The sequence below is a fragment of the Hahella sp. HNIBRBA332 genome, from assembly GCF_030719035.1.
Lineage (GTDB): Bacteria > Pseudomonadota > Gammaproteobacteria > Pseudomonadales > Oleiphilaceae > Hahella.
The window spans coordinates 890048-902788 of record NZ_CP132203.1 but is presented as its reverse complement, the minus strand read 5'-3'; the positions used below and the strand labels follow the sequence as shown (position 1 = coordinate 902788).

Annotated in this window: 10 protein-coding genes; 9 read left to right on the top strand and 1 reads right to left on the bottom strand. The window is 54.1% G+C overall.

What is annotated here, in order from left to right; translation table 11 throughout:
- The first annotated feature begins 428 nt into the window (after window positions 1–428).
- The 9 genes from O5O45_RS04260 to O5O45_RS04220 all read left to right on the top strand — a co-directional run bounded on the left by O5O45_RS04260 (window position 429) and on the right by O5O45_RS04220 (window position 11554).
- On the top strand, window positions 429–1766 hold the full coding sequence (locus tag O5O45_RS04260; protein ID WP_305904032.1) for a UDP-glucose dehydrogenase family protein: 1338 nt from the start codon (window positions 429–431) through the stop codon (window positions 1764–1766).
- A 122-nt stretch (window positions 1767–1888) separates the two neighbouring features.
- Entirely contained in the window at window positions 1889–3751 is a 1863-nt protein-coding gene (locus O5O45_RS04255) for a WecB/TagA/CpsF family glycosyltransferase (protein WP_305904031.1), read from the top strand.
- Window positions 3748–4872 carry a glycosyltransferase gene (locus O5O45_RS04250; RefSeq protein ID WP_305904030.1) on the top strand — a complete coding sequence of 375 codons (1125 nt, stop codon included), beginning with the start codon at window positions 3748–3750 and terminating at the stop codon, window positions 4870–4872. Before O5O45_RS04255 ends, O5O45_RS04250 begins: the two co-directional genes overlap by 4 nt.
- 41 nt (window positions 4873–4913) lie before the next feature.
- The gene (locus tag O5O45_RS04245; protein ID WP_305904029.1) at window positions 4914–6224 is read left to right on the top strand and encodes an O-antigen ligase family protein; all 1311 of its coding nucleotides are present in this window, start codon (window positions 4914–4916) and stop codon (window positions 6222–6224) included.
- A gap of 70 nt (window positions 6225–6294) precedes the next feature.
- A complete protein-coding gene (locus O5O45_RS04240) occupies window positions 6295–6969 on the top strand; it encodes a sulfotransferase family protein (RefSeq protein ID WP_305904028.1) in 675 nt (224 codons plus the stop codon).
- A gap of 30 nt (window positions 6970–6999) precedes the next feature.
- On the top strand, window positions 7000–8031 hold the full coding sequence (locus tag O5O45_RS04235) for a glycosyltransferase family 2 protein (RefSeq protein WP_305904027.1): 1032 nt from the start codon (window positions 7000–7002) through the stop codon (window positions 8029–8031).
- Window positions 8032–8161: 130 nt separating this feature from the next.
- Window positions 8162–9148: a glycosyltransferase family 2 protein gene (locus O5O45_RS04230; protein ID WP_305904026.1), complete on the top strand. Its 987-nt coding sequence runs from the start codon at window positions 8162–8164 to the stop codon at window positions 9146–9148.
- Window positions 9148–10095, top strand: coding sequence for a polysaccharide pyruvyl transferase family protein (locus tag O5O45_RS04225; protein ID WP_305904025.1), 948 nt, complete (start codon window positions 9148–9150; stop codon window positions 10093–10095). Before O5O45_RS04230 ends, O5O45_RS04225 begins: the two co-directional genes overlap by 1 nt.
- A gap of 37 nt (window positions 10096–10132) precedes the next feature.
- On the top strand, window positions 10133–11554 hold the full coding sequence (locus O5O45_RS04220) for an oligosaccharide flippase family protein (protein ID WP_305904024.1): 1422 nt from the start codon (window positions 10133–10135) through the stop codon (window positions 11552–11554).
- A gap of 83 nt (window positions 11555–11637) precedes the next feature.
- Here O5O45_RS04220 and O5O45_RS04215 read toward each other — a convergent pair whose 3' ends face one another.
- Window positions 11638–12570 carry a glycosyltransferase family 2 protein gene (locus tag O5O45_RS04215; RefSeq protein ID WP_305904023.1) on the bottom strand — a complete coding sequence of 311 codons (933 nt, stop codon included), beginning with the start codon at window positions 12568–12570 and terminating at the stop codon, window positions 11638–11640.
- Window positions 12571–12741: the final 171 nt, after the last annotated feature.

Here is a 12741-nt window from a genome sequence, read left to right as displayed (position 1 = left end):
TAGGCGTCTGTATTCGTCCGTGAAGCAGCTTTTAACACAATAATGTTTCGGAAAGACAATTTCATTTCATGAAAGGAATTTAATGTATCTTCGCGTATTACAGCTTGGTTACGGCGGCTACAGGCCCCGCGCCGCCCCAAAGAGGAGCGGTCGCGACAGAATGTATTCTTCGGGGCTCCATTTTGATGCAAAAAGAGTTTACATCTCAAATTCTTTAAGCAATTTTATGGCGGCCTCAACCTGATACAACCCCGACTCCACTATTCCGGGGTGCGATTAATGAACAATTTCATGCTGTAAGTAAAACCTGTAATAAATCTGGCGTATTTTTTGTAAGTCTTCATTTAAGCGGAATGTCGAATATTATTTGCGCGCCGCCGAATACAAAAAACAGCCAATTGCTGAATTAATCTTCAAGGAGAAGAGAATTGAAAGTAACAGTATTTGGAATCGGTTATGTAGGCCTTGTTCAGGCGGCCGTGCTTGCCGATGTCGGACACGATGTAATGTGCGTCGACGTCGATGAGGCGAAAGTTGAAAACCTGAAGAAGGGGATCATTCCAATTTACGAACCTGGCCTCACGCCTATCGTAGAGGCTAACTTTGAATCGGGCCGGCTAAAATTCACAACTGACGCAAAACTGGGCGTCGAGCATGCTGAAATTCAATTCATCGCTGTCGGCACGCCGCCGGATGAAGACGGCTCTGCGGACCTCAAGTATGTTTTGGGCGTCGCCGCCACCATCGCCAGCCACATGACCTCGCCAAAGCTGGTCATCAATAAAAGCACCGTTCCTGTCGGCACCGCGGACAAAGTGCGCGCCGCCATCGCCGCAAAATTGAACGAACGTGGCGAAAGCATTGACTTCGACGTCGCCTCCAACCCTGAGTTTCTGAAGGAAGGCGCGGCGGTCACTGACTGCATGAAACCCGACCGTATCGTTGTAGGCTCAGAGAATCCGGGCTCCGTCGAAAAGCTGCGCGAGCTCTATGCGCCCTTCAACCGTAACCACGACCGAATGATTGTTATGGACGTACGCTCGGCGGAACTGACAAAATACGCCGCCAACTGCATGCTGGCGACGAAAATCAGTTTCATGAATGAAATCGCCAATCTGGCGGAAAAGCTCGGTGCGGATATAGAAAACGTACGTAAGGGCATTGGTTCGGACCCACGTATCGGCTACCACTTTATCTACCCGGGCTGCGGCTATGGCGGTTCCTGCTTCCCTAAAGACGTGCAGGCCATGGTGCGCGCCGCAGACAGCATTGATTTCGACGCGCAGCTGTTGAAGGCGGTAGAGTCGGTTAACTACCGTCAGAAAGAAACGTTGTTCAAAAAAGTCAGCGCCTATTTTGATCACAAGCTGGAAGGCAAAACCATCGCGTTATGGGGATTGTCTTTCAAGCCCAACACCGACGACATGCGCGAAGCCTCCAGCCGCGTGCTGATGGAAGCACTGTGGCGGGCCGGAGCGAAAGTCCGCGCATATGACCCGGAAGCCATGGAAGAAACCCAGCGTATTTACGGCGTCCGCGACGACCTGTCTTTAGTGGGCACTAAAGAGTCCGCGCTGCAAGGCGCTGACGCGCTGGTCATCTGCACCGAGTGGAAGTCTTTCCGCGCAGCGGACTTTGCAATGATCAAGCAGACATTGCAGAGCCCGGTCATTTTCGACGGTAGAAACTTATACGATCCTGAAACCGTAAAAAAACACGGACTGGATTACTACGGCATCGGTCGCGGACTCAGTATCGCCCGCTAGTCGTATACGCCGACGCACCTGCATTGACGGGCGCGCCGGCGCGGTTCGCTTCCTGTTGGCGACACCGCTTTTTATTAATTCAAACATCAGATATTGATCTCAAAGTTTAAGGGACTGTCAGAATGCTTAACGAAGCCACAACCACCAACGTCGGCGGAATCAAGACCAGTTGTCTCGACCGCAAACAACTCGCGTTGCTGGTGGGGGAAATCTGCCAAAACTACACTCCGGACCAGTCGGCGTTTTTGATTTTCTCCTCTAATGGGCAGGCGATTTCACTGGCGGGCTCCGACCCCGCATACCTTGAGCTGATGAACAATGTCGATCTGGTGCATGCGGACGGACAAAGCGTCGTCACTTTGTCCCGCTGGTTTTCCGAACGTCCTATCGCAGAACGCTCAGCCACCACTGACATGATTCACGACATCCCCGTTCACTACGCCCCTACCCTCAAGCATTTCTTTTTGGGCGGCCTCAAAGATGTGGTGGAGCAGGCGGCGAACATCTATAGCAACACCTACGCCAACGCGGAAATCGTAGGCGTACGCGATGGTTACTTCTCTGCGGCGGATGAACTGAACATTGTGGAAGAAATCAACCAGTCTGGCGCAGACGTGTTATGGGTGGGGCTGGGCAAGCCCAAAGAGCAGGAGTTCTGCATTCGCCACAAAGACAGATTGAAAATACCAGTGGTGATCAGCTGTGGCGGTTGCTACAACTTCTTGACCGGACACTATAAAAGAGCGCCGGAATGGGTGCAGAACAATGGCCTGGAGTGGATGCACCGCATGCTGCTCAACCCACGCAAACTGTTCTGGCGCTATCTGATCACCAACCCTCATACGATTTACTTGGCGTACAAAAACCGCTACCGCGGCGAACGTAATGCAGAAAGTAAAAAAGTGCTGTTTTTGCTGAAGACTTTCTCCAAAGGCGGCGGTGTGGAGCGCGTATCGGCGAATCTCGCCACCAGTTTAAAAGCGCAAGGGTACGACCCCGAATTTTATGTTTTCTTCTCCAGAGAAGAAGACATCAGTCAACTGCGCCAGGATTGGCCCGTCACGTTAGTGGAGCCAAGTCGCAAGAGCCCTCTTAAACTCATTAGCGAATTTTTGAGATTGCGTCGCCATGTGAAAAACAACCGTATTGGCGTCGTTATCTCATCAAAGGAAACCGCCAACCTGATCAGCCTGATCGCACTGATGTTTTTGCCGCGGGTCATGAAGCTGTTCACGCGTCATTGCGCCTTTGACGTCTCAGACCAGAAGCTGGCGCCGCGCAGCATCAAAGCACTGTATTGCATGTATGCGCTGACCCGCAGCCGCATCGTAACGGTCTCAGAAGATCTCGCGCATCAAATCAAGGCGTTTCTGCCTTATAACCGCAACAAGGTCGTAGCGCGAGCCAACCCGATTATAGATGAGCGCATCTTTACTTTGGCGGAAGAATCCGCGCCAATTCAGGGCGACTATCTTTGTGCAGTGGGAAGACTGTGTGAGCAGAAAGGCTTCGACCTGCTTCTGGACGCTTACAAACAGGCGCTGACTATACAGCCCGCGCTACCCAAACTGGTTATTGTGGGTGAAGGCGATGACCGCGCAGCACTGGAAAAGCAGGCGGAGGATCTCGGCCTGACCGACAAAGTGGTTTTCTACGGCTTCACCCCTAATCCTTACGCGATCATCAAACACGCCAAGCTATTCGTCATGTCTTCTCGCCACGAAGGCCTGCCTACGGCATTGGTGGAAGCGATCGCCTTGGGCGTGCCAGTGGTTTCCAGCGACTGCGAGACCGGTCCCCGTGAATTACTGGACAACGGTCGTTATGGCGGCCTGGCGCCCAACCAGAACCCGGCTGCTTTGGCGCAAGCCATTGTTGATAACTTAACGACACCTATAGCGCCCGAAGCGGAAGCGGTGAGCAAATACCGTTACGCCGACGCCGCCGACGCTTACATCAAGCTGTTCGGAGAGCGAATGGCATGAAAACCCAAAGCGTAGCCATCGTCCTGCATGACCTGCGGGGCGGCGGCGCAGAGAAAATGATGGTGCGGCTCGCCAATGCTCTGGCGGAACAAAATACAGCGGTGACCATGGTCCTGCTGACGGAGGGCGGCGTAAACAAGGCTGAGCTATCCTCGGCCGTGAAGCTGGTGGAGCTTGGCTCACCACGCACCTTGAGTTCCGTGCCCAGGTTGGCGGCTTACTTGCGTGAAGCGCGACCAGACAGAATTCTATCCGCGCTGACCCACGTGAACGTGGCGGCCGCCCTGGCCTGCGCCATGACAGGCATGCTGCGTCGTCTGGTTGTAAGCGAGCGCAACACCTATTCCCTGGATAAAAAGGTGAACACTGGCGCGGTGATGAGATTCACCTACTGGCTTGCCCCCAAAATTTATCGTCGCCTGCCGAACCCGATCATCGCAGTATCCGGCGGCGTCGCACGCGATCTGATTGAAACCGAGTCGCTGCGCCCCAAGGACATAGTCGTCGCGCCCAACCCGGTATTGACCGCCAAAGTTCTTACAATGATGGACGAGCCCGCCAGCCACCCGTGGCTAAAAGATCCCTCCATGCGGGTCGTAGTCGCGGTTGGAAGGCTCAGTCATCAAAAAGGTTTCGACACGCTCATCCACGCCTTTGCGCAAGTCGCCGATATCGCCAACCTGAAACTGGTCATCTTTGGCGAAGGCGAGCTACGTGAAGAGCTGAGCGCGCTTGTCAACCAGCTGCAACTGAGCGAAAAAGTCGATCTGCCCGGTTACGCCGCCAATCCTCTGGCGGAAATGAAAGCGGCGGACCTGTTCGTGCTGTCTTCAAGGTTTGAAGGAAGCCCCAACGTCCTGGTAGAGGCCATGGCCACCGGCGTTCCTGTATTGGCGACCAATTGCCCTTCTGGACCGGATGAAATTCTGGATCAGGGACGCTTGGCGCCACTGGTGCCGGTTGACGACGTCAACGCCATGGCGCAAGCGTTGCGCAAGTGCATGGAGCACCCCAGCGGCAATGCTGAATTGAAAGCACGGGCTGATCGCTATCGCGACGCCCTATCCGCTCAAGCCTACAGTGCGGTATTAAACGGTTCTGTCACTGTCTGGGGGCGTTGAATTCGGATGTCATCGGTTAACTGCGAAAACGGGCGTATCTTGTGACGATTACGCGCAATCAGTTAAGAGATTTTTTTCTCGGCCTGGTCATGTTTTATTACTCGGGCTTTATGTCGTTTCTGACCGGATTGGTGTCTGGAGGCGGCAGAAGCGGCCACGGCGGCGCGGAAATGATTGCGGAGTCCGCCAGCGGCAACATGGTGCGCCAGCTGGTCGGTCTCTGCATCCTGGGCATAGGCGGTTACTTCGTACTGAATCTGCGCGACCGCTCCCTGGGCACCTTCGTGTCACGCCATATTTACTGGCTGATTTTAGTCGGCTATATCGTGCTGTCCATTCTATGGTCAGTCGAACCCAGCGTGTCAGTACGCCGCATCATCAGTCTTATGATCGTCTTTGTCGCGGCGCTGGCGCTGCTGCAGGAATACACGCCGGAATATCTGCTCAGCCTTATCGCGAGAATTCTGGGCGCCGCCGCCATAGCCGGGTTGATATACGCTGTGATATCTCCCCAAAACGGCTTTATTCAGGGCGGCCTGCGGGAAGGCGCGCTATTGGGAATATTCAGCGACAAAAACGCGGGCGCACGCTGCTATGTTTACGCACTGATGACTTTCTATGGCTTACGCATGTACGAAAGCCGGCAGGATAGGGTTTTAATCGGCGGCCTGGTGGTGGCGATTATTCTGAGTAATTCGGCCACCGCACTGGCTATGGTGTTCGGCGGCATAGGCCTGACCACCATCTTCAACGGCAGCCGGGTGATCGGCAACTCTCAGAAGACTTTCAACCGCCTTATCGTGGTGACGGTAGGCCTGTTGATCGGCGCCGTACTGGCTAATTATTTTTATGAACTGATTCTGTTGTCTCTGGGACGCGACCCATCGCTGACCAACCGCACCATCATCTGGGAACTGTTAGGGCCAAGCCTGGATGATCGTCCCACTTTCGGCTATGGATACGGCGCATTCTGGGCCAGCGTCTATGTAGAATCGTTCGTCAAAGTCTGGGGCTTCATCGGCAACGCCCACAGCGGTTACGTTGAGACGCGCCTCAACGGCGGTTACGTCGGACTGGTCATTCTGATCGCCACTTTCGTGATGTCGTTCTGGCGCATCGCCCGCGCCTTCACCTTCCACCCTGAGTCATCCGTATTCGCATTAATGGCGAGCATTCTGCTGCTTCAGGCGGCGGTCAATTATATCGGTTTCATTATCCCGAACCACGTAAGCTTCGACATGTTCATGTTCTCGATCATTGTCATCGTGGCGGGCAAGTATGGGCTTTCGCGAGAACTCTCGCCCACTCCGCTGTACGAAGTGCAGCCGGACCCAGCGGAGGCGCGCGCATGAGTCGCGTCATCCACAGCTGCGCAGGCTTGCGCAGTCGCGTTTTTGATTTGACGCCAGAATGGAGTTAGTCATGGTCTCACATGAATTCAAATGCATTTTTATCCATATCCCCAAGTGCGCCGGCACCAGCATTGAGAGCGCTTTGGGGCACCTTGACGGATACCAGGGACGCAATGGCCAGGATCACAGATCAATCAGGCTAATGGCGAAACCGCGACTTAGTCTGCGTATGCTGACATCCAAAGCGCGCCTGCTGGATATCGCACGCAGTGTGAGGCATCAGCGCCGCAGCGATATGAACCCGAAGAACAAAATTACCGTTTCCGACGAGCAGTACAAAAACTACTTTAAGTTTACTTTCGTTCGAAACCCCTGGGCGCGGGCTTACTCCATGTACAAGAACGTGATTCGCGACGAGGCCCACAAACGCTCTTTCGGCATCGAAGGCGACATGTCTTTCAAAGACTTCATGCACGCCTTCGCCGGCAAAGGCATGCTGCGTCCGCAAACCTATTGGATCAAAGACGACAACGGCGACATTTCCCTCGACTACGTCGGCCGCTTCGAAAATCTGGAAGCGGATTTCAAGGAAGCCTGTCAGCGTATGGGCGTTCAGCACATTGAGCTGCCCCACAAAATCAAAGGCGACGGTGAAGACTATCGACAGTATTACGACGAAGAAACCAGACAATTGGTGAGTCGGATATACAAGGACGAGATCGAGTACTTTGGCTACACGTTTTAAGAGCCGACGGCAGCAATCAGGAATACTATCGTGACAACAGCAAACTCCGACATGACCGCAGAAGCGCCACTGATCTCCGTCATCATGCCCGTTTATAACCGGGAGAAAACGGTCGCTCAGGCGATAGAGAGCGTGCTGACGCAGTCTTTCGCCGACTTTGAGTTAATTATCGTCGACGACGGCTCTACAGACCGCTCAGCGGAAGTCGTCAACGGATTTTCACAGGATGCGCGCGTGCGCTACCACCTGCAGGAAAACTCCGGCCGCCCTTCCCTTGCCCGCAACAGCGGCCTGAAGTTAGCCCGTGGACAGTGGGTGGCGTTTCTCGACTCCGATGATCGCTGGACGCCAACCAAATTGGAGCGTCAGATTGCGCTACTGGAACAATGCGCAGCGCAGGGCGTCAGTCTGGATCTGGTGATCAGCGACTACGAGGTCATGGAGAATGACATCCTGAAACATCCATCCTTCTTCAAAGCCTATAGCGTTAACCAGCGTCTCGCAGCGGCTGTCGAGCAAACCTTTCCAGACGGTTGGACTTATCGCCAGCGTCCATTCCTGCAAGCTCTGTATGGCCTGGGTTTCGCCGCCACTCAGGCGGTGCTGGTGCGCAGATCTCTACTGGAGCGAGTCGGCGGCTTCGACAGCGAACTGGTGTTCGCCGAGGACAACGATCTGTGGATGACCATCTCCGAGCAAGGCCGGGTTGGGTGCTCCAAAGGCATCGCCTACACCTATGTACATCATGGCGACAACATCACCAGCGTTAAATCCGATCGATTCTATACCGACACCATCAATGTATTGTTCAAACATCTGGCCGCCGCCAGGAAGTTAGGGGTGCCGATGGAGCCGCTGAAAGAAAGATACGCCAATTACTACTTATCCCTGTGCCGCAACAGATTGCGAGAGCAACGCTGGAAAGAGGCCGCATCAGCTTTTTACAGCGGTTTGCCAGGGCTGACCAGCAAACGCAATTGGAAAATGACCGCGCGTATTGGCGTCACTGCATTGCAAAGTCTGACGACAAGACGCGGGCGACGTTCGGCGCAGCTGAGTTGAGCGTGGATATGACGCATCAAAGCCAACAAAAGCAAATCAGCGTAGAGAAACCTGGTATACGGAATGCCTGTAAAAGGGCTGTTCCGCTTGAACATTTTAGACAACCTCACACCATGGAGCTGGGCGACTTATGACGACAGTGGACATAACCATACTATCCTGGGATCGGCTGGAAGACACCAAAGCCGCTATCGCCAGCGCACTGACGCAAACCGGCGTGGAGCTACGCGTAATCGTTGTGGATCAAGGTTCGAAACCAGAGAGCCTGAATCAACTGCGCGCATTCTGCCGCCAATATCCGAACGTAGATCTCGTATGCAACGTTAACAACCTGGGCGTTCCAGGCGGACGCAATCAGGCCGCCTTTCAGGGCAACGGCGACTATATCGTCGCATTGGATAACGACGCGGAGTTCACCGACGAGCGCCAGATCGCCAACGCCGTGGAAATCATGGAGCGGCAAAAAGATCTCGCCGCCATTGGATTTCGTATTCTGCGCTTTGGCACCCGCTGCGAGGACCTGAGCAGTTGGAGCTACACCCAGAACGCCCATGAATGGGGCGACAAACCATTCTACACCACGCATTTTGTTGGCGCAGGACACATGATTCGCCGTAGCGTATTCGATCAGGTAAACGGTTACGACGACTCTCTGTTTTTCCTGCAGGAAGAAGCAGAGTTATCGCGCAAGCTGATCAACTGCGGCTACAAAATCCGCTATTCGCCAGAAGTGGTGATCGGCCACAAGGTCGCCGCGGAGCGTCGGGTCAATTGGAACGGGCCACGCTGGCGTTTCCATGTGCGCAACCGTTTCTATATGGACGTTAAATTCAGAACGCCTTTCGCCTCTTTGTGCCTGAGCACATTGCTCACGTTGTATAAAGGCTTCCGCGCCGGGCTGATTCTCGACTCCACCATCGGATTCATGCAAGGGCTGAGCATGCTGCCACAGGCCATAGCCTCCTGGAAACTCCCGGGCGTTTCGTCAACGCCTGCGTCCAAAGCCTATATCGCCTCCTGTTCCCAGAACCAGGGCGTATCCAGATGGCGTCGTATTCGACATCGGTTCAAGAAGGCCGGCGTGGCGCCGGGCCAGCAAGCAGCGGAGAGCAAATAATGGGACAAATGATGGAGCCGACCGGAGTCAATTCAATGCAACCCAACCGGGCGCGCTGGCGCGAGTTGAAGACGCAGTTACTGGAAACCTTCGGTCCTGAGCTGCGCGGTAAAAAGGTTGTTTACCTGGATTACCCGTTGCACCTGAACCTGGGCGACCTGTTGATCTACAAAGGCACGTTGACGCTGCTGGAAGAGCTGGGCGCCCAAGTGGAAATGAGCTTCTCCACCAGCAACGCAGACCGCTTTTTCCGCACGCGCATCCCAGAGGATTGGGTGCTGTTGTTACATGGCGGCGGCAACTTTGGCGATATCTACGCCATTCACCAGGCGTTGCGGGAAAAAGTAATGAAGCAGTTTCCCAACAACCCTATCCTGATCATGCCGCAGTCCGTGCACTTCAATGAGCCGGAGAAGTTTCTGCAAAACTGCACGCTGTATCGTGAGCATAAGAACCTCAAGATGTACGTGCGCGACCAGGAATCCTTTAATTTTATGTCGCAAGCATTGGCCCCGGAGCAACTGTTCATGGCCCCGGATATGGCCACTATGCTGATCGACGAATGGACCTGGCCGCAACAAATGCCCGAGCGTACGCTGATGTTCCGCCGCAAGGACTGCGAATCCGTATCGGGCGCCGAAGCCGCTGCGGACGCCTTCGACTGGAACTCTCTTTATACGCCCATGGATATGAAGAAGTTTCGTCTGTTCAACCGCGTATCAGGATTGGAACGTAAGCACGACGTCAATCTGTTCACATCGCCACTGTGGGTGCGCTTCAGCAATTCGCTGATCAACAAGGCCGTGGATTTTTACCAGAATTATGGACAGGTCGATACGGATCGCCTGCACGGCGCAATACTGGCTCTGCTGTTGGGCAGACCTGTGCTTTTATCGGATAACTGTTACAACAAAATCGACCGCTACATGCGTTGTTGGCTGGTGTAATGGCGTTTTCGTCAGTTTGTAATACGGAGTCAATAGTGTGTTAAACCATCGGGCATGGAAGTTGATGTGGGTTTTCGTTGAAAAATTCAGCATCGTACTCATTTCCGTTTTCACTTTCTTCATCTACGCCAAGCTGCTGGGTCCCGGCGAGCTTGGTTTGGCGCTGTTCGCCCTTTCCATCGGGCAAGGCATCGGCGTTATTTACGTAGCTTTTCTGGAAGACCCGTTGGTGCGTCAGAACGATGTTCAGGCCACGCACTTTGACTCCGCCTTCTGGGGCGGATTAGTGGTGAGCCTGGTCACCGCCGCGGCGGTCATGACCGGAAGTCTGTTCGCCACCGACGATGTACGCTTCCAATGGCTGATGTTCATCTCCGTGCTGCACATCCCCCTGCTGACCACCGGTCATATTTATGTCGCGGATTTACGTCGCAAGGGCAAATTCAAGTCTCTGGCTAAACGCACCATGGGCGGAAAACTCATCGGCGCGGCAGTGGGTCTGACTCTCGCCTGGACCGGATACGGCAGCTTCGCCATTATCGTGCAAAGCGTCATCATGGCGTTTGTAAGCTTAGTGATCATGGTTCGGTCCAGTGAGTTGCACATCGGCTCGCGGTTCCGCATGTCCGTGTTCGGGGAGCTATTATCCATAGGCTGGCCGCTTGCGCTACGCGGGGCCAGCTGGGACGCCATGAATCGCGGCATCGCCATCATACTGGGCGTCACCGCCGGTCCCGCCGCTGTGGGCGTCTATGGCCTCGCGCGCAGAATGATAGATATGCCCCGAAGCGCTATTTACGGCGGCTTGCTCAGCTACGCCCTGCCTGCGTTTTCAAGGAACCAGCATGACCTGCCCAACTTACAGAAAATGTTCTGTTTCACCACTCTGACCACCTGCTTCATCGTATTGCCGATGTTTGTAGGCTTGGCTTTGGTGGCGCCTTACCTGATCCCCACGCTGTTCGGCGAAGAGTGGCGGCCGGCGGCGCCGTTGATTCAGATCCTGGCGTTGGTGGCGGCGGTAGGCAACACTCTCATCTATGTGCCCACAGCATTGACGGCGGTGGCCAAGAACAAGCTGACGCTGCCTTCTGAATTGATCGCAGCCGGCTCCGCCCTGGCCTTCACCGCCGTGATGGGCGCGGAGATGGGCGCTTTGGCGGGGGCTTGCGCCTTTATCGTGCATACGCTGATCGCTTCGCCGGCGAAAGTGCTTGGATTAAAAAAAGCGCTACATATCGAACCCAGCGAGTGGTTGCGCACGGTGTACAAAAGTATCGTCGCCGCTATCTGCATGGTAGGTGCGGTATACGCTTTCGTCACCTACTACTCCTCGCTGCATCCAGCGTTATTGTCCGCCAATATCATCGCCATCGGCATGGTGACCTATTTGGCGATGTACACCCTGCTGCATAAAACCTGGATCGCGGACCTGAAGGCTTTCCTGATGAAATCATAAGGGGCGCATAGAGCAAACTAAAAAAGCCGTTCCGGGGATACCGGAACGGCTTTTTATTTGGGCCTGTATTTAGCAGCAGGCGCTTATCTTTTACCTGTGATCGCCAGTAGCTTCTGACGCCCCATCACGAGAGCCATGGCCGCCAGGGCCTTAGGATGCGAAGCTAATAGGTGCAGATCTCCACAAGCCCACATCTTGCCGCCCATTTCCGCCGACTTCACATAGTTGCCGCGACGACGGTACGCCATTAAAAAATCGGCGAACATCCATAGCTTCATTTTGGCGACGTCTTTCTTGGGCAGCTTAAATTCGCGCTCAACATGACGAATAAACTCAAGCTTATGCTGCAGGTTTTTCTCCATGTCGTCAGTCAGGTTGTCGCCTTCATGGTTTTTGATAACCAGGATTTCCGGGACGGTATAACAGCCGCCCGCACGCGCCAGCGCCAACCAGACAAACCGGTCTTCAGCGAAACGATATGTCTCGGGGAATCCACCGACCTGCAGCACAGGGTCTTTCTCACAGATCACACTGGAAGTGCCGTTAATGGTGTTCTCCAGAATCAGGCCATCAAAGCTGGAGCCATCCTTCACGATTTTTCTATGCCACTTCACAACTCCGTTACACGAAGAAGACGTGAACGTGTCCAGCATCACGCAATCTTTACCTTCCCGCACCAATTCATTCCACTTGGCGATCTGCATCTCCAATTTGGCTGGAAGCCAATCGTCGTCGGAGTCCAGAAACGCCAGAATACGGCCGGTGGCCATCGCCATAGCGGCATTTCTGGCCGCGCCTGGGCCGCCGTTCTCCTGACGTTTGAACCTGATTCGCGGATCATTGAATTCTTTAACGACCGCTTCCGGGTCATCTTTCGAACCGTCGTCCACCACCACAATTTCTCCAGGCAGGACGGTTTGCTTGTATATGCAGTTAAGAGCTTCTCTCAGCTTATCGGCTCTATTGTAGATTGGAATAATAACGCTGATATCAGCGGCGGATATTTCCTTACTCATGCAGCTCTCTCGTTTCCGTAATTCATGCTTTACCGGAATGCAGTTTTGTCGAATGGGGCACACTTTAAGTGCATTAACGATAATTTTCTAATGTTTCATTTCACGTAAAAAAGTGACGACGTGGAGTCTATTAACAAGTGAAACATTAGAAAATCCAGCATTGACGCGGCG